The organism is Chlorogloeopsis fritschii PCC 6912 (assembly GCF_000317285.1).
Taxonomy (GTDB): domain Bacteria; phylum Cyanobacteriota; class Cyanobacteriia; order Cyanobacteriales; family Nostocaceae; genus Chlorogloeopsis; species Chlorogloeopsis fritschii.
The window spans coordinates 31,563-57,721 of the sequence record NZ_AJLN01000149.1 but is presented as its reverse complement, the minus strand read 5'-3'; the positions used below and the strand labels follow the sequence as shown (position 1 = coordinate 57,721).

The 26,159-nt window shown below is 38.7% G+C and carries 7 protein-coding genes; all 7 read right to left on the bottom strand.

Going from position 1 to position 26,159, the window contains the following annotated elements; genetic code table 11:
- Positions 1 to 8: 8 nt before the first annotated feature.
- The 7 genes from UYC_RS0133120 to UYC_RS35935 all read right to left on the bottom strand — a co-directional run bounded on the left by UYC_RS0133120 (position 9) and on the right by UYC_RS35935 (position 26,109).
- A complete protein-coding gene (locus tag UYC_RS0133120) occupies positions 9 to 4,499 on the bottom strand; it encodes a non-ribosomal peptide synthetase family protein (RefSeq protein ID WP_016876681.1) in 4,491 nt (1,496 codons plus the stop codon).
- Between the two features lie 10 nt (positions 4,500 to 4,509).
- A complete protein-coding gene (locus tag UYC_RS0133115; RefSeq protein WP_016876680.1) occupies positions 4,510 to 7,737 on the bottom strand; it encodes a non-ribosomal peptide synthetase in 3,228 nt (1,075 codons plus the stop codon).
- 14 nt (positions 7,738 to 7,751) lie between these two features.
- Positions 7,752 to 8,777 (bottom strand): TauD/TfdA family dioxygenase, encoded by a 1,026-nt coding sequence (locus UYC_RS0133110; RefSeq protein ID WP_016876679.1) that lies wholly within the window; start codon positions 8,775 to 8,777, stop codon positions 7,752 to 7,754.
- A complete protein-coding gene (locus UYC_RS0133105; protein ID WP_016876678.1) occupies positions 8,774 to 10,345 on the bottom strand; it encodes a condensation domain-containing protein in 1,572 nt (523 codons plus the stop codon). The genes UYC_RS0133110 and UYC_RS0133105 overlap by 4 nt, the downstream gene beginning before the upstream one ends.
- Before the next feature lie 64 nt (positions 10,346 to 10,409).
- The gene (locus UYC_RS0133100) at positions 10,410 to 16,235 is read right to left on the bottom strand and encodes a type I polyketide synthase (protein ID WP_016876677.1); all 5,826 of its coding nucleotides are present in this window, start codon (positions 16,233 to 16,235) and stop codon (positions 10,410 to 10,412) included.
- A 14-nt stretch (positions 16,236 to 16,249) separates the two neighbouring features.
- A complete protein-coding gene (locus UYC_RS0133095) occupies positions 16,250 to 19,714 on the bottom strand; it encodes a non-ribosomal peptide synthetase (RefSeq protein WP_026087604.1) in 3,465 nt (1,154 codons plus the stop codon).
- Positions 19,711 to 26,109: a non-ribosomal peptide synthetase gene (locus UYC_RS35935; protein ID WP_051039360.1), complete on the bottom strand. Its 6,399-nt coding sequence runs from the start codon at positions 26,107 to 26,109 to the stop codon at positions 19,711 to 19,713. The genes UYC_RS0133095 and UYC_RS35935 overlap by 4 nt, the downstream gene beginning before the upstream one ends.
- Positions 26,110 to 26,159: the final 50 nt, after the last annotated feature.

The window sequence follows — 26,159 nt, the reverse complement described above, 5'->3', positions numbered from 1 at the left end:
ATTAGTGGCTATTTTGTGTCTAAAAATCCTTGTTTACCTAAATATGAAATATAGGTAGACAATAATTTTTCATCAATATCTGGACAGATAATTTGTGAGTTAGATAATCCTGCGATCGCATTTTGACAATCCCACTTTAAAACTCCTGACTCTTGAGAGGCATTACCTAAGAAAAATGGCACAAGTGTATATAAAGGATGATTTGGTGAAGCAGCTAAATTTATCAATCTTAAGCGCCAATCTTCGTAAGGTATTTGTTGTATCTGATGACCAAAGGATTGAATTACCTCCAATAATTTATCCGTGTGTAAAAGTTGATTATTTACTAGATGAAATGCTTTGCCTACAGATTTATCTTGTCTTGAGAGATAAATAATCGCTTGGCTCACATAATCAACAGGCATAATATCCTCTTGAAGGTCACAGTCAGGAACACAACCAAGCTGAACACAACCAATAATTAATTTATATACAAAGTCATTGACGTTAAAAACTCCGCTTTCACTGTGACCTGAAACCCTACCAATTCTGTAAATACTAATTGGTAAACCTCTTGCTTGAGCAGCTTTAATTAACTTCTCACATACCCATTTGGTTTGTACATAACCGTTGCTGGGTACTGGATAATCATCGATGCTGTCTGTTTCTGTCGCTACTGTAACTGCCGATTCTTTCAAAGGTGAAAAAATACTTGCAGTAGAAATAAAATGTACTGGTTTAGTTTTGACTTGACAAGCTAATCTCAAGATTTCTTGCGTTCCCAGAACATTGGCAGCTTTTAAAACAGAGTAAGGATAAATATGATGTACCCAAGCACCATTATGATAAATAACATCAATTTGATTAGCCAAGTTTTGGAACTCACACTCATTCAACCCAAGTAATGGTTGAGATAAGTCTCCAATCACGGGAATAATTCTCTGACTAAAACTTTCATCCCAGATTAAATAAGATTCTAAAGCCTTTTCTAGTTTTTTCTTACCTACTTCTAAATCACTATCGCGAACTAAACAATAAATATTTGCGTGAGTTTGCTGCAAAAGTTCAAATAATAAAAATGCACCTAAAAAACCTGTTGCTCCTGTTAATAATATATAATTCGGTTCAGTTTCTGGTTGTCTCCAAGGAGTTTTTGGGTAAATTGTTGACTCAAGAATTGTTTCTTTATGCCAATCTATAATATTTTCTTGACTCAACTCATGATTATAGTCTGCTTGCTGAAATTTTTCTAAATTAATAGCTAAACTAGCCACAGTAGGCGACTCAAATAAAGCACGTAAAGGTAAATCCACCTGAAAAGCTGCACGAATTTTAAGGATTAACTTGGTTGTTAATAAAGAATTTCCCCCTAACTCAAAGAAATTATCATTAATACCTACTTTTTCTACTCCCAAAACTTCAGACCAAAGTTTTACCAAAGTTATTTCTGTATTAGTGCGAGCAGCAATAAAAGTATTTTCTAGTTCCTGAAGTTCGGGTTTGGGTAAAGCACCACGGTCAATTTTACCATTGGGTGTGATGGGGAAAGACTCGAATATCACAAAAGCAGAAGGTATCATGTAGCTAGGTAGCTGCTCTTGTAAAAACTGGTGCAAGTCGGTAGATTTTATCTTGTTAAAATATGTCAGTTCTGGTACGACATAGGCTACTAATTGCTGCTGTTTTGGTCTATCTTCCCGCACTAAAACCACAGACTCTTTAACCATTGGGTGTGTGCCAAGTACAGCTTCAATTTCGCCCAACTCAATCCGGAATCCTCGTAGTTTTACTTGATTATCTAACCGACCAATTAATTCTATATTTCCGTCTGGGAGCCAGCGCCCTAAATCACCTGTTCTGTAAAGATATTCTCCTGGTTCTTGAGCGAAAAAATTAGGAATGAATTTTTCTGCTGTTAAATCTGGTCTATTAAAATAACCCCGCGCTAATCCAGCACCACCTATGTAAATTTCTCCTGTCACTCCTACAGGTAAGGGTTGTAAATAGTAATCTAGAATGTAAATTTTAGTATTAGCAAAAGGTTTCCCTATGGGTACTAACTGCTCTACAGATAAGTTCGTTTTTCCAGTTTCAAAATAGGTACTATCAATAGTTGCTTCGGTTAAACCAAAGGAATTAATTAACCTAGTTTGTGAACTGCAAAGTTGGCGGAATTTTTCGTATTCTTGGACATACCAACTATCAGAACCACATACTAGCAACTTCATAAAGTCAAGGCGTTGTTGACTTTGCTCTAGATATTGAACTAAGTTTCTCAATACTCCAGGCACAAATTCTGCACAGTCTACTTTTTCCTGAAGCATAAGTTGATAAAGTTTTTCTGGCTCTAACAAGAATTCACGGGGACAAAGTACCAATTTACCACCAGAACAAAGAGCGCGAACTAAGTCTCCAGAAAAAACATCAAACGAGAAACTTGCCATTTGCAAATGAGATGTGGTGCTGGTTTGCAGTTGATAAGCTTCCTCCCACGCCAGATAAGCATTTACCAAGCTGTGATGTTCTATCATCACACCTTTAGATTTACCGGTGGAACCAGAGGTATAGATAACGTAAGCTAGATTATCTGGACTTACCTCGCTCACAGGATTTTCTATAGTTTCACTAGCAATTTGTCTCCAATCAGAGTCAATACAAATGATTTGTGCGTTGTGAATTGGTAAATTGTCTACTAGTTTTTCTTGCGTGAGAATAATTGATACTTGGGCATCTTCTAACATATATGCCAAGCGTTCTTGGGGATATATTGGGTCAAGCGGAAGATAGGCTCCTCCTGGTTTGAGAATCCCTAAGATTCCCACTACTAATTCACAAGAACGCTCTAAATAAATACCTACTAAAACTTCTGGTTTAACTCCTTGAGTTCGCAAATAATGTGCTAGTTGGTTGGCACGTTGATTAAGTTCTCTATAAGTTAGCTGTTCTTTTCCAAATACCACAGCTACCGCATCAGGAGTTTTTTCTACTTGCGCTTCAAAAAGTCTATGAATACACTGCTGAGGTACATAGATTTGATTGCTATTCCAAGTAGTTAGTATTTGTTGATTTTCTACTGTTGTTAATAAGGCTAAGTCAGACAGATTTTTGTCAGGATGGGCAACAATACCTTGTAATAAGGTTTGGAAATGCCCCAATATCCGGGTAATTCTATCAGCATCAAATAAATCTGTGTTGTATTCTATTGCTCCTCTTAATTCTGTTTCTGTCTCTACCATTGAGAGAGTTAAGTCAAAATTTGCCGTTTTATTTTCTACTTGTAGAGGGTTGATTGTTAAATCTGGCAGATGCAAAACTTCTGTATGTGCATTCTGGAGAATGAACATTACCTGAAACAGAGAATTATGACTTAAGTCTCTTTCCGGTTGTAGTTCTTCTACTAATTGTTCAAATGGCAAATCTTGATGAGCATAGGCTCCAAGAGTAACTTCGCGTACTCGCTGCAAAAGTTCTCGAAAGGTTGGGTTTCCTGTTAAGTTGCTCCTTAGTACTAAGGTATTGACAAAAAAGCCAATTAACCCTTCAATTTCTGAACGGTTGCGGTTGGCAATGGGGGTACCAACTAAGATGTCATTCTGTTGAGTATAACGGTGCAACAAGATTTTAAATGCTGCCAGCAGAGTCATAAATAAGGTGACTCCTTCCTGCTGAGAAAGGTTTTTGAGTGCTGCTGCAAGCGACTTAGAGAATATGAAAGATTGGGTTGCGCCTCTGTCAGTCTGAATTGCTGGGCGTGGACGATCTGTGGGTAACTCCAAAACTGGCAAATCACCGCCTAGTTGTTGCTTCCAGTAGTTTAACTGGTTGTTTAAAACCTCTCCTTGTAACCACTGGCGTTGCCAAACGGCAAAATCTACATACTGAATAGGTAACTGGGGTAAGTTGCAGGTTTGACCGCGATCGCAGGCTGTGTAAAGTGTTGTGCATTCACGGATCAATATTCCTGTTGACCAGCCATCAGAAATTATATGGTGCATGGTGAACAAGATTACATGGTCTGTCTCGCCCAGACGTAATAGACTCACCCGCAGCAACGAGCCGTTTTCTAGGTTGAAGGGTGTTTGCGCCTCTAGCATAGCCAAGCGCAAAGCTTCTGTTTCCCGTTCGGGTTTGGGGATAGTCTGCAAATCAATAATTGGTAGCTGTAGTTTGGCTGCTGCACCAATTACTTGAACTGGTTCTCCGTTGATGACTGTAAATGTAGTGCGTAGGATTTCATGACGACGAACTATTTCATTAAGGCTCTTTTCTAGAGCTACTACGTTTAGCCTTCCTGTAAGGCGGAGAGCAGTCGGGATATTATAGGCACTGCTTTCTGGTTCTAATTGACTAAAGAACCAGAGCCGCTGTTGGGCAAAGGATAAGGGAAAATTCTCAATATCTCGACTTTGAGGTTGAATTTTGGCTTGCGAGACTTTCCCTTTTTGCTGGTTAAGTTTTTGCAGCAGTAGTGCGCGTTTTTCAGGAGATAGTTCAGCAATTTTTTGCAGCAGGTTACTCATGTAATTTTGATTATTGGCTATCAGAAAGGATTAGTTGGATGTCTTCGTTGGATAAGTCTTCTAATTCAGCAAGCGATCGCGCTAAACTTTCATCATCTACTTGCTCGGCTAGTTTTTGGGTAACAATTACAGATAGTTCAGCTACCGTAGGATTTGCAAAAACATCTTGTATGAGTAATTCCACACCCAAAGCATCCCGTATCCGCGATATCAATTGAGTCACCAGCAGGGAGTGTCCACCCAAGGCAAAAAAGTTATTGTGTATCCCAACTTTTTCTATCCTCAGCACTTGTGACCAGATATCGACTACTTGTTCTTCTAGTGAATTACGGGGTGCAACAAAAAATTGCTCTATATCTGCGCTGATTTTATCCGGTGCAGGTAGAGCTTTACGGTCTACTTTACCATTGGCGGTTAAAGGGAACGTCTGCAAGGGTACAAAAGCAGAAGGTATCATGTAATCTGGTAGCTTTTCTTGCAGAAAACTCCGTAAATTGTCTACAGCTAAAGAAGACTCTGGCTGTAGAACAAGATAAGAAACTAAACGTTGATCGCCAGCAACATCTTCCCGTACCATCACCACTGCATCTTTCACCGTTGGGTGTAGACAAAGTAGAGATTCAATTTCTCCTAACTCGATGCGAAAACCCCGCAGTTTTACTTGGTTATCCAAGCGTCCTAAAAATTCTAAAGTCCCATCTACTCGGAAGCGCACTTGATCGCCTGTTTTATAAAGACGCGCTCCTGGTTCATCACTAAAGGGGTGAGGGATAAACTTCTGTGCAGTTAATTCCGGTTGATTGAAATAGCCTCGTGCTATTCCTGCACCGCCAATATATAACTCACCCGCCACACCTTTTGGTACTGGTTGTAAGTATTGATCTAAAACATAAAGTTGGGTGTTAGCAATGGGATGACCGATAGGAATTGAACCTGAATAATTACGTGTTTGTGATACCTGGTAAATGCAGCAGCCAACCACAGTTTCTGTTGGCCCGTATTCATTTATTAGCACAGTATCAGGGGCGAACTTTTGCCAAAAATCAATATGTTGTACAGTGAGATTTTCGCCACCGATAATAAAAGCATTTGTCCTACCTGCGGCTTCTTGAGGTGATAACTGTTGACTGAGTAATTCTAGATGGGCAGGTGTAATTTTGACGAGACTAAGATTAGTTCTGGCTTTGATAGTTTGAGCCAGAGTTTCTATACCCTGATGTTCTGGTAGCAGTTCTACTTGGCTACCTACAAGTAAAGGAGAAAATAAACTTGTAATAGTCAAGTCAAAGCCCAAAGAAGAATGAACTAGTGTACCTGAACCTTGCTCAACTTTATAAGCCTGTGTACACCAGTTGAGATAGTTAACTAATCCAGAATGCTCAATTAAAGTTCCCTTGGGTTTACCAGTAGAGCCAGAAGTATAAATTACATAGGCTAAATTCTGAGCATTAGTTTTACTAACTGGGTTTTCTTGCGGTTGTTGGCTGATAGCCTTCCAATCAGTATCAAGGCAAATAGTTGTAATATTATCTGCTTTTAAATTTGCTGCTAAACTTGCCTGAGTTAGTAATAATGGCATTTGTGTATCTGCCAATATAAACTCTTTGCGTTCTGCTGGGTAATTGGAGTCAATAGGTACATAAGCTGCACCAGCTTTGAGAATACCTAAAACACCAATCACCATCAATGATGAACGCTCTACACAAATTCCTACCAGATTTTCTGAACCTACTCCTAAATTTTGCAAGTAGTGTGCTAGTTGGTTAGCACAGATATTTAATTCTTGATATGTGAGTTTTTGCTCTTCAAAAACAACAGCAATATTATTTGGTGTTTGCTGACATTGTGCTTCAAACCAATGATGAATACATTGATATGGTAATTCTGTTGTTTTAGTATGATTGAAATCTATTAGCAGTTGCTGTGTTTCTGCTGGTGTTAAAATGTTTAGCTGTGAAATATTGGCTTGAGGATTTTCAATAGCACTTGCTAACACACTTGCAAATTGATTAGCGAGATTTTCAATATCTGCTATGGCAAATAAATTGCCATCGTAGTGAAATTCTGCCTTCAACTCATTATCAACTGTTTGTACACCAGCAAGTTTAACTTTAAAGCGGTCAAAGCAAACGTAATGTTGATAAAGCGTTAGTGTTATTTCACCAGCAGTACAATTTTTTGGTGCTTCTGTAAACTCAAAGCAGAAAGGAAAGAATGCTGTTTCTACATCTTGCTGATTAGGCAAACTTGTTTCCCAACTAAAGCTTTCTTGCCAATCAGACATTTCCGCAGTTATTTGATTGACTTTTACTAATACATCACAGAAGCGATCGCCATTTTCTAAATGGCAAGCCAGAGGTATATATTTAGCAAACAATCCTAAGCTTGCTTTTAATTCTTCATAGTTCCGTCCATCGAAACCAGTACCAATAATTAAGTCGGAATTTTCAGTTAGTCGCCACAGTAGAATTAGCCAGCAAGTTAATATAAATGTCGAAATAGAAGTTTGATAATTCTGAGCAAGTTCGTTAATTTGATGTACTAGTTGCCGATTTATTGATGTAGTGAAAACTTGTGGCTGAAATTTATCTAGCTGTGCATGGGTATTTTCATTAATTAGTTTGTAAGTTCCACATTTAGAAATATCTATTTGTTGCCAATATCTTTTACCTGCATCAGTTTCTTCGGCTTCTAATAATTCATTTAACCAAGCAGCAATATCAGCATATTGTAAAGGTTCATCTGAGATATCGTCACCTTGCAAACAGGCACGATAGCAATTGCTAATTTCTGCAACTAAATTCTTTAAAGAGACTGTATCTGCACAAAGCGCTGGAATACTAATAAATAAAATATGATTATTTTTACTAATACGTAATAATTTTATTGATAATAAATACTCTGCTTCTCTTTGGCGAGATTGTCTCTCTTGAGTAAATAACTCATTTATTAATTCAGGTAAACTAGCACCGCTGTTAATTTCTTGCTCGAAAAACAAAAAATTACTAGCTTCTATAACTTGACTAGGAATTTTAATTCCTTGGGGACGATAAAACTTAGTACGCAGAATTTCATTTCTATCAACAACCTTTTGCAAAGCATTTTTTAAGATATTAACTTGCAAATTACCTGTGATTAAAATTGCACAACAAGCACGGTAAACAGAATTATTTTGTTGTAATAACCAAAGACGTTTTTGTTGTGGTGAAAGCTGAAATCCTTGAAATTGAGTTAACATTTTATTTATTATCCTTAGTATCCAATCTCTGTATAACTTGTCATTTCGCCCATTGCTACCAATAGCTTTCTCTCACCTACGAATGGGTTTCTGGCATGGGCCGTTAAAATATTATCTAGTAGTAATACATCGCCTGTCTGCCAAGGAAAAGACACCTCTAATTGTTGGTACACTCCACAAATTTCTTCCATAACAGAATCTTCAATAGGAGTACCATCACCGTAATAACAGTTTCTTGGCAAATCCTCAGGCTGAAAAGATGTAAATAGTGATTCTCTTGTCATCACATCTAAACAGGCTGGATGCCAGTGTTGAGCTTGATTAAACCAAGATAATTCCCCGGTTTGAGGATGTTTGATAACCGCTGGGCGGATAGAAAAAGTACGCAGGCGATTTTCCGATTTCCATTCAAATTTTATGTCATTTTGTTGGCATTTTTTTTCAACTTCAGCTTGATTTTCAGTTTGAAATACTGTTTGCCAATCAAGTCCTAAACCATCACCGTAATTACGAACATACATTACTTGTTTTTCAATAAAAATCTCGCGGATTTTCGGGTCGATTAATTGAAAAAATTTACGGCTATCAACAATTGGTGTTTCTCCTCCCTGCTGTGCTGGCTGGCGACAACCAAACATAATTTTTAGGGGAAAGCGATGATTAAAAGAGTTTTCGTTATGCCATAATAGTTTTCTATCAGGTGGATAAAAAACCGGAGTATAAACTTTACCACTGACTGTTTCACGAGGATGCTCTCCATTCTCATTGAAAAGTTCTGAGCAAATCGCTAAACCAAATCTTTCAAATTCTGGTGCTGTAGTAATATTGAATTCACGAAATAGTATGGCTCCGTTTTGGAGTAGTTTTTCTCCTATAAATTCTCGGCGAGCGTGAAGCCACTCTACAATATCAATCTCGTTTATAGATGGCTTAATTACAAGGGGCAGAGTGTCTTTATCTTTCAAATGGCTGAGTTGTACTAATTCATTTGATAGTAAATCTACTGCTTTGCGTCTGATATTTATTTGTATTTTTTTCATCTTGTTTCCTCTGTTTCATTTGTAATGTCAATCACCTGCCGCTTAACTTTCTTTAACTTGAGTTGAAATTCTTCTTTTCGCTTTTTGTTTTGTATTGATGTTTGTTGCTTATCAATTGAAATCATTTTTTCAATTAATTCGTTTAATTTTGCTGTTGGCTTAGTGACAACATAGTTTAAAAGTGTTTCAAAATGTCCTAGCATTCGAGCTATGGTAGTGGAGTAAAATAAATCCGTGTTGTACTCCAATGCTGTAATTATTCCTTGTTCTGTTTCTACTATTTCCCAAAGTAAATCAAGTTGAGTTTTTGGTTTTTCAACCTGGAAAGATTTGATAGTAAGACCTGAAAGCTGTAAAGAAGGATTTTGAGTATTTTCTAAAATTAGTTTGACTTGAAATAGGGGTGGGCGAGCCATGTGCCGTACTGGGTTTAGGGCATCTACCAGTTTGTCAAAAGGCAAATCTTGGTGAGCATAAGCATCTAAAGTTACTTCGCGAACTCGTTCAAGTAACTCACGAAAGGAAGGATTTCCTGACAAATTAGTACGTAAAACAAGTTGGTTAACGAAAAATCCTATTAATCCTCTGACTTCTGGCTGATTGCGGTTGGCAATATCAGTACCTATAACTATGTCTTCTTGCCCCGTGTACCAGTAAAGTAGTGTTTGAAATGCTGCAAGTAGAATCATGAATAGCGTTATACCTTCGCGTTGGTACAAAGCTTTTAAGCGATCGCAGAAAGATTTAGGTAAAGTAAGACATTGCCTAGCACCATTGAAAGTTTGTACTGTGGGGCGAGGCTTATCTGTAGGCAGTTCGAGTACAGGGAGTTGGCTGCCGAGTTGTTGCTTCCAATAACTAAGCAGAGTTTCTAGTTTCTCTCCTTGCAACCATTGGCGCTGCCAAACCGCGAAGTCTACATACTGAATTGGTAATTGAGGAAGTGGTGAGGGATAACCGCAAGAAAAGCTTTCATAAAAGGTTGTAATCTCGTGGATTAACACGCCTATAGACCAAGCATCGGCAGCAATATGATGTATTGATAACAATAAAGCATATTCTATTTCGCTCAATTGCAATAAAGTAAGCCGTAGCAAGCAATCTTTAGTTAAATCAAAAGATTTTTCAACTTCCTCATTTGCTAACTGCAAAACTTTACTTTCTCTGGTGTCTTCAGGTAGTTCTTGTAAATTGATTACTGGTATTTTAAATACAGGAGTAGGCGCAATCACCTGAAGCGGTTGCCCATCAACTACGGTAAATGTAGTGCGCAGAGCTTCGTGTCGTCTCAATACTTCCTGGAAGCTTTGCTCCAGTGCTGCTACATTTAGCCTACCTGTCAAGCGCATGAACTGACAGATGTTAAATGCTGGATTGCCAGGCTCTAACTGATCGAGAAACCATAGTCGTTGTTGGGCAAAAGACAGAGGAAAAGTATTAGATTCTCGGCTTTGATGAATGATTGGTGTATAGGAAGAAAGCTCATGGTTTTTGTTGCTTAGTTTTTGTAGTAAAAGCTTGCGTTTTTCTGGAGAAAGAGCAGCGATACGTTTAGCAAGGTCAGTCATTTTTACAGACTATAGTAATCAATTATTCAAATGCTTACAAAAATCATATTTTTTGATGAAAAGCTTAGTTTTGCAAAGCAATTATTGCCTGCACTTCTTCTTCTGAAAGTCGTTCAATTTCTGCTAAGGCTGTTGCTAGCTCTTCTTGTTCTGCTTTTGCAGCTACTTGTTGGGAAATAATTTCGGCTAACTCAGCTACAGTAGGTGAATTGAAAAAGCTTTTATAAGGCAATTCAATTTGAAAGTTTTTGCACAATTGAGAAACAAGCTGAGTGGCAAATAAAGAGTCTCCCCCTAATTCAAAGAAGTTATCATGAATGCCTACCTTGTCGATAGCTAGGAGTTGTTGCCAAATTTCAGCTAGAGTAATTTCTAGTTCGTTGGTTGGAGCAACATAAGCATTACCTAAATTAGGACGGGGATGAGTTACTCTCGCTCGGTTGAGTTGGGCTAATTGTTCTTCTATGGATTCAAATTTATTAGATTTATTCGTCTGAATCAGAGCGTGTAAATCTTGTGTTGATACAACTATTTGCGGTAAATTACTACTAAATAAAATTTGCTGAAATGCTTCAATACCTTCTTCCAAACTCATCCCTTCTATTAATTCTTCCCCTGCAATCTCTTTGTGCCTCTCCTCAACTGCAATTGCCATTCCTAAGTTGTTCCACCTATCCCAGTTAATAGATGTGATGAAATTACTATGTCGTGCAGACTTATAGTGAGCGAAAGCATCTAAGAACGCATTTTCGGCGGTATAATCTACCATTCCTGATGTACCTACAAAGGAAGAAAGCGAGGAACAAAGTACAAAGAAATCAAGCTTGGTATTTTGGAAAATCTTATTTAATACTCTTGTTCCTTGGACTTTTGGTGCTAAAGCATCAGTTGCTATTTCTTTTGTTTTGAGTTGAATCATACCTCCACCTAAAACTGCGGCTGCATGAATTACTCCATTAATTTGACCAAATTGCAAATTTGCTTTTTTAACTACTGCTGACATTTGCACATAATTAGCAACGTCAGCACTAACTACCATTATTTCTGCACCCAAAGCTTGGAGATTTTGCAATTTCTGAATTTTCTGGCTAACTACATCTTGTGCATCATGAGTTGATAGCCACTGCGTCCATTCATCTGGTTGAGGAAAAGCCGATCGCCCGACTAAAATAAGTTTTGCTTGTACGGTTTTCGCTAAATATTCGGCTAAAACTAAACCAACGCCACCCAAACCGCCAGTAATCAAATATACTCCTTTTGACCTTAAACGCTGATTTTTCTGATAGGTGTCTAATTTGACAGCTTCAAAATCCTGTACCCAACGATGATGTCCTCGGTAAGCAACCATCTGTTCAGGTGATTGGGTAGAAATTTCTGTAACTAGCTGGTTGATTAATTGCTGTTCTTGCCAACTATCTGCTAGGGGAAGAACTACATCAATGCTGCTACAGGCGAGGTTGGGGTACTCTTGCGGAATGACTTTACAAGGCCCTATCATTAAGGCTTTTTCTGGACACAGTTGTTCGGAACCTGTAACTATTTGCAGATGATTGGAAATAACTCGAATCTGTAAGGTATCTTGTTGATAAAATTCAGCGATCGCTTGAGCAAGAAACAGTAAGCTGTAAAAGCCCAAAGATTCATACTTTTGTGATGTTAATTCCTCTAAACGATCTGGTGTAACACTCCATAAATGAATAATATGAGTGGGAGTTTTACCCACAGAGCGCAATTCTTGGCACAGAAACTTGTAGTCTTGTGGTTGTTCGGGGTTAATTGTATAGAGGCGATCGCTCTGACATCTGTATTCTTCCCCAACTTTGACGGTAATTACATCCCCACCTTCCAACATCAATCGCTCGACTATTTTTTCACCCAAACCGCACTCATCCATAAAAACTAAGCAGCATTTTGGTTGAGTTTTTTGTATTTCATCTAGTAAATACTGCGGTAAGGAAGCGCGTTTCCAACTAGGAATATAGAACCACTCCCCAACGTTAGGATTTTTACCTAATAAAGCCGTATTTTCTTCAACTTGTGTGTGTGTGTGGTCAATAAATGTGCTAAATGCTGTAGGTACAGAATCAGTTGTAGTAGCTTGAGCAATTAAAATTTCCTCTCCGAATACTTCAGATTCAGAAACCACCTCTAATTCAACAAATCCCTGAGAAATCAATGCTTCACGCCACTGCTTTGGAGATAAAAATGGGTTGCCACGACTGCGTTGTGCATCCTCTAAAGGATTCATCAACAAACCATCAGTGATATCAAAATTTAATTGAGGTTGAGTGATTTCCCATAGCAGTAATAAACCACCTGGAGCTAACAAAGAGCGCACATACTCAAGGGTTTTGTTAATGTTACGAGCAACGTGCAAGACATTAACAGCAATTACTAAATCAAAACTGTGGGTAGTATACCCTTGTTCAGCAGGAGGCTTTTCGATATCCAGAAACCGATATTCAACAAATGGATAAGCACTAAACTTTTCTTTAGCTAGATTTAAAAATAAACCCCCGACATCTGTAAAAGTGTAAGTTGTTTTTTCTTTAGGTAAGACAGGTAATAAAGCTGTCGTCGCAAGTCCTTGTCCTCCTCCTATTTCTAAAATTCTTAGTTTGACGTTTGGTGGTAATAATTTTACTACCTGTTCCAAACTTGCCCGCATGATACCTTTTAAATAAGTGTTCAAGGGCAATTCTGATTTAGTGGTTCCTACTCTTTTGTTGCAGACTGCAAAATGCAATTCTAGAGGTTCTTTTTCTCCTCTAAGTACAGGTAGCAGATTTGCTCCACATTCCTCCACCATATCTACAACTTGTGGATTATTTGCCCATTTTAATCTAGCTGTTTCTAAAAGAGTATTGAGTATATTATTAGACAAGGGTTTAAAGTTGCTAAATATTCCTTGCTCTTGCTGTAAATGGCCTTGTTCTACTAAGACATCTAACCAGCGATGCAATAACTGCTGATAGCGAGGAATGATGCAGCTTCGCTCATATAATTCTGAAAAAGAATACTTGCCGGAGGGATTTGTAAAAATATCTAAATCTCTCAAAGCCAAGTTAATGTAGGCAGCACATAAATGATCCAAGCACTGTTTATTAATTAAAGAAGTTTCTCGATCAAGTAGCTGAGTTTGAGCCTGGATGTGCCTAGTTGCTACTACAGCTTTCCAAATCTCATCAGTTGTGATTGATGAGATTTGTTTTTCTAGTTGTAGTTCCACCCAATAACGCTGACGCTCAAAAGGATAAGTAGGTAAGGGGATATGGTAGGGTTTTGCATGGGCATAAAAACTCGACCAATCAACTTTTATTCCTTGCAACCATAGACGACCTAAAGTATTGAATATAAATGCTACATCTGACTTTTGTTCTTGGGGATGGCGGAGTGAGGTGAGTGTTACTACCTCTGGTTTTTGATGTTGCTTGACAAAAGTACTTAAGGTTCTACTTGCCCCCACTTCCAAAAATATGCGTTCTGGTTGCTGGAGTAACTCGAATATTCCATCACTAAAGCGCACGGTTTGTCGCAAATGTTTTGCCCAATAGTTGGGATCTGTGGCTTGTGCTGCACTAATCCAGGTACCACTAACATTCGATATAAATGGAATTTGCGGAGGATTTATCTTGACTTTTTTCAATTCTTGTGTATAAGGTGCGATGATCGAGTCCATCATTGGAGAATGAAAAGCATGGGATGTGTGCAGTCTGCGACAATTTATCCCTTGCTGTTGTAAGTGCTCCTCTAATTGGGCGATCGCATTTATAGAACCTGAAATCACACAGGTTGATGGTGCATTGCTAGCAGCTAGAGCCAATTCTGTTCCTAACAGGGGTTGAATCTCCGACTCTCCCATTTGCACCGAGAGCATCGCACCTTTTGGCAATTGTTGCATTAAGCGTCCGCGAGTCGCAACTAACTTTAAAGCATCTTCTAAACTAAAAACTCCTGCCAATGTTGCTGCTACATATTCCCCAATACTATGGCCAATCATTGCTTCTGGACGCACACCCCAACTCACCCATAATTTTGCTAAGGCATAGGCGATCGCAAATAGCGCTGGCTGGGTAATATGTGTTTGAGTTAAAGACTGGCTTGCTGTTTCGGTGTGTGTGGTATCCGGGTAAAGTACTTCACGCAGGTCAAAATCTAGATGGAGCTTGAGTAGTTCGGCACAATAGTCAACTTGTTCTTTAAAGTATGGTTCACTTTCATAAAGTTCTCTACCCATATTCACATACTGAGAACCCTGACCAGGAAACATAAACACCACTGGACGATGACAGGGTTTTTGGTAATGGGTAAAAACTTCTGGACTATCTGGAGATGTGAAAGCGGTGATGACGCGATCGCTATTTTCACAAACCAAAATCCGCCGATGCTCAAAAGCCTTACGACCTACCGCCAAAGTGTAAGCTACATCAGCCAGATTTAAATCCCGATTTTGCTGAAGATAATTAGCTAAATTTTTTGTGGCAGTTTCTAGGGCAGATTCAGTTTTGGCAGAAAGTACTAACAACTGCCAAGGGCGAGAGCGTACAGACGCGCCACGGTTCGTCTGTACATCAGGAAATTCTTCCAAAACGACATGAGCATTTGTGCCCCCAATACCAAAGGAACTAACTCCCGCACGTCTGGGAGTGCTGTTAGTTTGCCAATCTGTCAATTGAGTATTGACATAGAAGGGACTATTGACAAAATCAATTTGGGGATTGGCTTGTTCAAAGTGTAAGCTGGCTGGTATTTTTTTATGCTTGAGAGCTAAAACAGTTTTAATTAAGCCTGCCACCCCAGCGGCAGCATCCAAATGCCCAATATTAGTTTTTAAAGAACCTATAGCGCAAAAGCCTGTTTTCTCAGTACTGGAGCGAAAAGCTTGGGTTAAGGCAGCAATTTCAATGGGATCTCCTAAAGATGTGCCTGTGCCGTGAGCTTCAATATAGGTAATAGTTTCGGGTGCAACTTCCGCAACAATTTGAGCAGTTCTAATTACTTTGGCTTGAGTATCTATACTAGGTGCGGTGTAGCTGACTTTGAATGAGCCATCGTTATTAGTAGCAGAACCTTTAATCACTGCATGAATGGTATCTCGATCGGCGATCGCCTCTTCTAATCTCTTTAACACCAAAATACCCACACCTTCACCACCAACGGTTCCCTGTGCTTTGGCATCAAAAGCGCGGCAATGTCCATCTGGAGAGCTTATACCCCCTTCTTTATAAATATAGCCATGTTTTCGCAAAGCACTAATAGAAACACCACCAGCTAAAGCCATGTCACATTCTCCATTGAGGAGACTTTGACACGCTAAGTGAACGGCAACTAATGAAGTTGAGCAGGCAGTTTGAACGGTATAACTTGGCCCCTGTAAATTTAATTTGTAAGAAACACGAGTACTTAAATAATCTTTATCACCACCAATTGCTATTTGGTGAACATCAACAGAATTGCGAATATTTTCATTTGTATAAACACTTAATAAGTAGCCACTCAAACCACTACCAGCATAAACACCAATTGATCCAGAATATTTTTCTGAAGTGTAGCCAGCATTTTCTAAAGCTTCCCAGGCACACTCTAAAAACAACCGATGTTGTGGATCTGTAATTTCTGCTTCTCTGGGATTGAAACCGAAAAAAGGTGCGTCAAATAATTCTGCATCTGCTAATACACCCCTAGCTTTAACATAGTTAGGGTTATTAACTAAGGCTGGATCTACCCCTGAAGCTAAAAGCTCTTCGTCTGTAAAAAAAGTGATTGACTCTACCCCTGCTTGTAAATTGTGCCAAAATTCTTCAATATTTTTAGCACCAGGAAAGCGCCCTGATAAACCAATAATTGCTATTTCCGAACCATTTTGATTAAATACTGCTGTAGTGTCCATTTTTATATAATTCCTTAAAGATTTCTGAGTGATTTCATTTTTTGCAGACGTTTTTGTTTTTGTTCTTTAGCGGTTGTTATTTTTTCAGCTTGATTGTCTATCTTCTGAATAGATGTAATTTGATTTTGTAATTGATTAAGATACTCTGCTAAAGAACTGATTGTTGGATATCTAAACAAATCCAGTATTAATAAATCAGTTTTAAAGATTTCCTGCAATTCACTATGAACCCTAAGCATTAGCAATGAATGACCACCGAGTTCAAAAAAATTATCGTGAATGCCAATTTGTTCAATATTTAAAGCTTTTTGCCAAATATTAGCAATAGTTTGTTCTACTTTGGTTTGCGGTATTACATAATTAGCTGCTAATTCTGGGCGATTTTTTTCTGGTGCAGGTAATGCACGCCGATCTATTTTCCCGTTGGGTGTTAGAGGTAAAGCTTCTAAAATTACAAATGCAGAAGGAATCATATATTCTGGCAGTTGTTCCTTTAGAAAGCTTCGCAGTTGAGTAACTGTTAATTGTGGTTTTGATTGAGAACTGACATATCCTACTAAACGTTTATCACCTTCATCTTCCCAAACTTTTACTACTGCTTCGCGGACGTTAGGATGTTGGTTTAACCTAGCTTCAATTTCACCTAGTTCGATGCGGAAGCCGCGAATTTTTACCTGGTTGTCAATACGACCAAGAAATTCGATGTTGCCATCACTTAAGTAGCGCGCCTGATCTCCTGTTTTATACAGACGTGCTCCTGGTTTGCTGCTAAAGGGATTGGGAATAAATTTCTCTGCTGTCAGATCTGAACTATTAAAATAGCCTCTACCCACTCCCACTCCACCAATATATAGTTCCCCCGCTACTCCTAGAGGAACAGATTGTAGATGTTTATCCAACAGGTAAATCTGGGTATTGGCAATAGGACGACCGATAAGAACTGTTGCGGTAGTAGAATTATTCTTGCACGCCCAATAAGTGACATCTACAGCTGCTTCAGTTGGGCCGTAGAGATTGTGTAATTCAGCATTCAGACGGCGAAAAAAGAGTTTTTCCAATTTGACTGGCAGCGCTTCACCACTGCAAATAACTCGTTTCAAACACCCACAATTATCAATCTTTGGCTCTTCGAGAAAGATTTGTAGCATCGACGGAACAAAATGCACTGTGGTGATTTGTTGTTCGGCTATGAGTTGGGCTAGATAATTACTATCTTGATGTCCACCTGGTTTAGCTAAGACTAATCTTGCGCCGAACAGTAAAGGTAAGAAAAATTCCCAGACTGAGACATCAAAGCTGAAGGGTGTCTTCTGTAAAATTCTATCTGCTGCGGTTAATTGACAATAGTCCTGCATCCACAGTAAACGATTGCAGATGCCCCGGTGGGTATTCATTGCTGCCTTTGGTCTGCCAGTAGAGCCAGAGGTGTAGATAACGTAGGCTAGGTTATCAAAAATAATATTACTTATAGGATTGTCTATATCTTCTTGAGCTATAGTCTGCCAGTTACTATCTAAGCAAATTAATTGAGTTGTATAAGTAGGTAAACTCTCCAACAAATGCTGCTGTGTTAATAATACAGAGGTTTGAGAATTTTCTAACATGAAAGCCAAGCGCTCTTGTGGATACTCAGGGTCTAAGGGTACGTAAGCACCACCAGCTTTGAGAATACCTAATAGTCCGATGACCATTAAGAGCGATCGCTCTACACAAATCCCCACTAATACGTCTTTTCCTACTCCCAGTTTTTGCAAGTAGTGAGCGAGTTGATTTGCTCTAATGTTCAGTTCCCGATAGGTCAATTGCTCATTCTCAAAAACCACAGCAACAGCATCAGGTGTTTTCTCTACCTGTGCTTCAAATAATTGATGAATGCACTGGTCTTGAGGATAATCAATTTCAGTATTATTCCACTCTACTAATAGTTGATGTTGCTCATTTGCTGTTAATAATGGCAAATCTGACAGGCGCTGCTGAGGATTAGCAACAATTCCCTCTAACAATACCTGAAAATGGCCCCACATTCGGGTAATTCTGTCAGCGTTAAATATATCTGTATTGTATTCTAAATCTCCCCGCAATCCTGTCTCTGTTTCTGATAGTGAGACAGTCAAATCAAATTTGGCAGTATTTTTTTCTAATGTTAATTCTTGTAAGGTTAATTCTGGTAACTGAATGGGTGTTGTTGTAGCATTTTGCAGCACAAACATCACCTGAAATAAGGGATTATGAGTTAAATCTCGCTTGAATTGTAGTTCTTCTACCAATCGTTCAAAAGGCAAGTCTTGATGAGCATAAGCTCCTAAAGTAACTTCACGTACTTGCTGTAAAAATTCTCGGAAAGTCGGATTATTGCTAAGATTTGTCCGTAAGACTAAGGTATTTACAAAAAAGCCAATCAGCCCTTCTATCTCTGCTCGATTTCGGTTAGCAATGGGAGTACCAACTATCATGTCTTCCTGCTGGGTGTAGCGATATAGCAACACTTTAAATGCTGCCAGCAGAGTCATGAATAAAGTAACTCCTTCCTGTTGTGAGAATGCTACTAGCTGCTTAGTCAAATCTGGAGATATTTGGAAAATCTGTGTTGCACCATTGTTAGATTTAATTGCGGGTCGAGGGCGATCGCTTGGTAATTCTAAAATAGGTAAACTACCACCTAATTGCTGTTTCCAGTAATTGAGTTGGGTTTGCAGCACCTCGCCTTGCAACCATTTTCTTTGCCAAATAGCAAAGTCTGCATACTGAATCGGTAGCTTTGGAAGTGGGGAAGGTTGACCAACACAAAAGGCTGTGTAAAGATCTGTGAGTTCTTTAATAAATATGCCTGTAGACCAACCATCAGAAACTATATGGTGCATTGTCAACAATACAACATGGTCTGTTTCTGCTAGTTTGAGTAAGTTGGCTCTTATTAAGGGGCCTTGAACTAAGTCAAAGGGTTTTTGTGCTTCTAAAGCAGCCAGGTTGAAAACTTCTTGCTGTTTTTTCTCTTCTGAAAACGCCTGCAAGTCTATAACTGGAAAAGTAAAGTTTTCACCGTTGCCAATTACTTGTATTGCTTCGCCATCAACAACAGTAAATGTAGTTCTTAATATTTCATGGCGTCTGATAATTTCATAGATGCTTTGTGACAGTGCAGTTAGGTTTAATTTGCCTGTAAGTCTAACTGCTGCGGGTATATTGTAAGTATAACTATCTGGTTCTAGTTGAGTAAAAAACCAAAGTCGTTGCTGGGCAAAAGATAGAGGTATATTTTCCTGACGAGGGACAGGTTGAATAGATCCTGCCGAGGATTTTAAAGCTTGATTCGCTTGGCTGATAAAAGCTAGAATTTCTGCTTTGCGTGCTGCTAATTCTGCTTTTATATCTAGTGTAAGGGTTTCTTTTGGCGCACTACAACGTAGACGCTCATTCTCTACCCATAATTTGATATCCAGGCTGCAAAGATAAGACAAAAATTCTTCAATTGTTTTCATAGTTCTATTTCCTCTCTGTCCCCTATAATTTGCATAGGCACAGCCTGCAATTTTTGTACTATGAGAATTCCCTCTATTCGCTCAACCAAGTTTTTAACTATCGGATTTTCAAATAAGCTACGCAGAGGTAAATCAATTTTGAAGGCTTCACGCAATCGAGAAATAACTTGCGTAGCCAAAAGTGAATGTCCTCCCAAATCAAAGAAGTTGTCGTAAATGCCTATTTTTTCTTGTCCTAAAACCTCAGCCCAAATATCAGCTACGATCTGTTCTGTTGGTGTGCGAGGTGGGACAAAACTTGTTGCGAATTCAGTTGTTGTATTTGGTGCGGGTAAAGCTTTGCGGTCTACTTTACCATTTGGAGTTAACGGCAGTTTATCTAATATGACAAATGCCGTTGGTAGCATATATCTAGGTAGTTTTTCTTGTAAAAAGCTGCGAAGTTCAGCAGTATTAATGTCTTGCTGTGATTTGCTAACTATATAAGCTACCAATCGTCGATCGCCTGGTTTATCCTCCCGAACTACAACCACAGTTACTTGTACATCTGGATGATGATTTAATACTGATTCAATCTCGCCTATTTCAATGCGAAAGCCACGAATTTTTACTTGATTATCGATTCGACCAACTAATTCAATCTGTCCATCAGCAAGATATTGTCCTATATCTCCTGTTTTATAAAGGATGTCTCCTGGTTTTTGACTAAATAAGTTAGGAATAAATTTTTCAGCAGTTAAATCTGGTCTATGTAAATAACCCCTAGCTACACCAGCACCACCAATGTAAATTTCACCCATGACTCCCACAGGTACAGGTTGTAAATAGCTATCGAGGATGTAAATTTGTGTGTTAGCAAAGGGGGAACCAATGGGAACTAATTGCTCAACAGATAAGTCTATTGTCTGTGTTTCAAAATAAGTACTATCAATAGTCGCTTCTGTTAAACCAAAGGAATTAATTAACCTGGTTGAGCTTCCACAAAAGTGACGAAAATTTTCATATTCCTGCCCATACCAACTGTCAGAACCACAAATTATTAGTTGCATGAAATCTAAGCACTTTTGGTTCTGTTCTAAGTAATTAATTAAATTTCTTAATACTGCTGGTACAAATTCTGCACAATCAACTTTTTCTCGCAGCATTAACTCATAAAGTTTTTCTGGCTCCAACAATAATTCACGGGGACAGAGTACAAGTTTGCCACCTGAACAAAGGGCGCGAACTAAGTCTCCAGTAAACACATCAAAGGAGAAACTAGCCATTTGTAAATAGGAACTAGCAGCAGCTCGCAGTTGATAGGCTTCTTCCCATGCTAGATAGGCATTTGTGAGGCTGTGATGTTGAACCATCACTCCTTTAGATTGTCCTGTAGAACCAGATGTATAGATTACATAAGCAAGATTTTCTGGACTGACTTCGACAGAAAGATTGTCTTTTGATTCTTGAGTTATAAAATTATCTAAACAAATGATTTGGGCTAAATTTGTTGGTAAATCGGCTGCAAGTTTTTGTTGTGTCAGTGCGATCGCCACTTGAGCATCGGCTAACATAAAGGCGATACGCTCTTGGGGATAAGCTGGATCAAGGGGTACATACGCACCGCCAGCTTTGAGAACAGCCAAAAGTCCAACTACCATTTCTATAGAACGCTCTACATACAGCCCTACCAATACCTCTGGTTTAACCCCAAACTTTTGCAAATAGTGTGCTAGTTGGTTAGCTCGCTGGTTTAGTTGTTGGTAAGTTAATTGTTCATCTCCAAATACTACCGCTACAGCATTCGGTGTTTTCTCCGCCTGCGTCTCAAATAACTGGTGAATACACAAACTCTGTTGTAGATGTTCTCCTAATGCCTGATTTTGACTCCACTCTAGTAATTGGCGTTTCTCATCAGATGTTAATAAGGGTAAATCACTTAAATACTGCCCAGCATTTGTAATAATACCTTCTAACAAAGTGCAGAAATGTCCAACCAACCGATTCATTCTTTCTGTATCAAATAAATCGGTGTTGTACTCCAAATCCCCTCTTAAACCTTGCTCTGATTCCTCCATAATCAGACACAAATCAAAGCTTGCTATTTCGCTATTTATATCCAAAACTGCCAAATTCAAATCTGGTAATTCTAAAGTAGTTTTCGGAACATTCTGAAATAAAAACATCACCTGGAATAGGGGATTATGGCTGATGTTGCGTTCTGGTTGAATTTCTTCTACTAACTTTTCAAAAGGTAAATCTTGATGAGTATATGCCCCTAGTGCTACTTCCCTTACTTGTTTGAGTAAATCACGAAAAGTAGGATTACCAGATAAGTTACTTCGCAATACCAAAGTATTAACAAAGAAGCCAATTAAATTTTCAATTTCTGCTCTGTTCCTGTTAGCGATGGGCGAACCAACTAAAATATCAGTCTGATTTGTATAGCGATATAGTAAAGTTTTAAAAGCTGCCAACAGTGTCATAAATAAAGTGACACCTTCTTGTTTGGACAGAGTTTTTAATCCCTCAGTTAAGCTTTTTGGCAGGACAAATGATAGGGTTTTGCCAGCATAAGTTTGAACTGTCGGGCGAGGACGGTCAGTAGGTAATTGTAATATAGGTAGTTCACCAGATAATTGCTGCTGCCAATAAGCAAGTTGATTTTTTAATGCTTCTCCCTCTAACCATTGTCGTTGCCAAAGGGCAAAGTCTGCATATTGTAGAGGTAATTGCGGTAAAGGAGAAGGTTTACCAGCACTAAAAGCTGTATACAGTGCTGCTACTTCCCGAATTAATATATCCGTTGACCAACCATCAGAAACAATATGATGTAGCGTCAATAAAATTACATATTCTTCTGCATCCAATTGCAGCAATTTCGCCCGTAATAATGGCGCTTGAGTAAGGTCAAATCCTGTTTGTGCTTCTTCTTTGGCGAGGTGGTATAATTCTGCTTCTCGCTCCTGTGATGGGATACTTTGTAAATCTACAACTGGTAATTCTAAGTTGCTAAAGTCAGAAATTACCTGTATTGGTTGCCCATCAGATATTACAAAACTTGTCCGCAAAATTTCATGTCGTTTAATAATTTCGTTGAGGCTGGCTGAAAGTGCATCTATGTTCAGTTTTCCCTGTAAACGAACAGTTCTAGGCAGATTATATGACGGGCTACCTGGTTCAAACTGGTCAAAGAACCACAATCGTTGCTGGGCAAAAGACAGGGGCAGATTTTTATCTCTAGGAACAGGAGTTATGGTGGCGATGGGTGCAGCACTGCCTTCGGTACTTGCCTGTTGCTCACCTCGCATTGCCATTTCAATCTGCACCGCTAGTGCTGCTAAATTTGTAGATTCAAACAGTAGCGGTAAGGGAATTTCTACGCCAAAGGTGATGCGGATGCGAGAAATTACCTGAGTAGCTAGTAGGGAATGTCCACCCAAGTCAAAGAAATTATCGTCAATACTAACCTGTGATACACCCAACAATTGCACCCAAATACCTGCTAATACTTCTTCAACTGGAGTACGGGGAGCAATAAAGGTAGTTCCTCTGCTGACTATATCTTCTGGTGCAGGTAAGGCTTTACGATCTAATTTACCGTTAGCAGTGAGAGGTAAAGCTTTGAGGATGACAAAAGATGCGGGTATCATGTACTCTGGCAACTTTGCTTTTAGAAAGTTGCGGAAGTCCATATCTGCGGTTGCGTGAGTAGTAGGAACTATATAGGCAACAAGACGCTTTTCTGTTGATATGTCTTCCCTAGCAATAACTACACTTTCCCGTACTGCTGGGTGTTGACTCAAGGCTGTGGAAATTTCGCCTAATTCAATGCGGTAGCCTCTAATTTTTACCTGATCGTCAAGACGACCCAGAAATTCTAAGTTACCATCAGACAGATAGCGGACGCGATCGCCTGTTTTGTACAATCGCTGTTTACCATCACTAAAGGGATTAGTAATAAACTTTTGGGCAGTTAACTCAGGTTGGTTTAAATATCTCCGCGCTAAGGATTCACCGCCAATATACAGTTCTCCCGCTACCCCCAAAGGAACTGGTTGTAGGTGTGCATCTAATACATAAACCTGGGTGTTAGCAAGGGGTTTACCGATAGGAACTGTTGCAGTTTCCTGAATTTTCTCTCCTACAGAGTAAGTCAGTACACCAACAGTTGTTTCTGTGGGGCCGTAGTGATTGATAATTCGACAATGGGGCGCATTCTTTTCTATTTTCTCAATCAAATCCCAATCAGCAGCTTCACCACCAAGAATGAGTAACTGACGGGGTAAAATTTCCATGCACTCGGAACTTAACAAAGCTGCTAAATGAGAAGGAACTATTTTCAAGCAATCGATAGGATGACGACGGAAGTAAGCAGCTAATGCAGCCGGATCGGATGCTCGTTCCCAAGATACTATATGCAGACATCCACCACTACACAAACAGGGGAAAATGACGGTATTACCTAAATCTGCGGCGAAGGTGGAAACGTTTGCATAACTTGCATGAGCTGGAAGTTGCAGTTTTGGTAAAATCCCGTATAGGTAATTAAGTAGTTGTTGATGCTCAACCGCAACGCCTTTGGGTTTACCTGTGGAACCAGAAGTATAGATTACATAAACTAGATTTTCCGGTTTGGTGTTGTTAATTAGGTTTTCTGTACTCTCCTGAGAGATTTTTTCCCAATCATTCTCTAAATTTATCTGATTTTCCCAATCCTCAGTTCCTAATTCCCAATCCCTAATTAACACTGATGCTTGAGCATCTTGTAAACGAAACTCTAACGCCTCTTGGGGAAGAGTGGAATCGAGCGGGAGGTAAGCACCACCAGCTTTAAGAACAGCTAATAAGGATATGATAAATTTGGGCGATCGCTCTACACAAATTCCTACTATTACTTCTGGTTTAACTCCCAACTTTTGTAAGTAGTGAGCTAATTGATTCGCTTTCAAGTTTAATTCTGCATAAGTTAATTTTTCATCGCCAAACACCACAGCAATTTGATTGGGTGTTTTTTCTACCTGTTCTTCAAATAACTGATGAATACATTTCTGTTGCTGGTAATCAGTCTTTGTTTGGTTAAACTCAACTAATAGTTGCTGTTGTTCACTGGCGCTGAGTATTCCTAATTGACTAATCGGAGTGTTTGAATTATTGAGCAGATTTATCAATAATGCTTGAAAATTTTTAGCTAGTCGTTGAATTGTTTCTTTAGAAAAATAATTAATATCATAGTAAAACTCTGTCACTAAATTATTGTTTCTTTGTAAACAACTGAGTTTAACTTTGAAAGGTTCAATAAAGCTGTAGATTTCCTGTAAAGCAAAATTTAATTCTGTATTATCAAATTTAGATTCAGAAATATTTTCAAATTCAAAGCCAATAGGAAAAGCTATAAAGTTATCTTGCTCCACAGGTGCAGGAACAAAATAATCTTGCCATTCAGCAGCATTTTCTAATGTTTGTGCTACTACTGCTAATACTTCTATAAAGTTTAAATTAGGCGTAAATTTAGTTTTAATTGGTAGCCAAGTTGCTAACAAGCCAAGTACGTCATGAAGCTCTTCATAATCTCGGCGATCGCTTGCTGTGCCAATGACAGTTTCTGACTCTCCTGTTAGTCGCCAAATTAATATTTGCCAACAGGCTAGTAAGACAATGTCAGGCGCTGTATCATACTTTTGGGCAAAGCAATAAATTTGCTCGGATAATTCTTGGTTAATAAGTAACTGACAACTATCAGTTATAAATTGTTCGCTCTTTTCTTGCCGTTCATTAGGTAATTTTAATACTGATAAAGAACTAATTTTTTGTTGCTGCCAATATTCTTTAGCTTCTTGTGCGTCTTCATCTTCAACTAATTGATTTTGCCATTCAGAAAATTGGACATACTGTACATATTCTTCGCTAAATTCCTCGCCTTGGCAACATTGAGCGTAAGCTTGACTAATTTGATTAACTAAGTTTTTGATTGTTCTAGTATCAGCACATAATGCAGGCAGAGAAATAATTAAAGTATGCTGAGTGTTTGACAGCTTGATTAAATATAAACACAGTGGTGAGGCTTGAGATAGATTTTGATATTCTTGTCTTGCTTCCCAGAATAATTCTTGAATCTTCGTAGAAATATCTTCGTGACAGGAACCACTTAAATCTAGATATTGCCAATTCAATGAACTTCTATCTGCAACTACCATAATTGGAGTTTTTACTCCAGGTGGGCGATAAAAACTTGTTTTCAGAATGACATGATGATTGACAATTTGTCCAATAGCCTTTTGTAGAATCTCTAGTTGGAGATTGCCTTCAATCAAAATACTAGCTTGTGAGCAGAAAGCAGAACTATTTTGTTGTAAATTCCACAGTCTTTTTTGTTGGGGTGCGAGCCGAAAGCCGCTAATAGTTTCAGTTTGCATATTGATTGAGGATTTTTTTAACGCAAAGGGGCGCAAAGTAAACGCAAAGT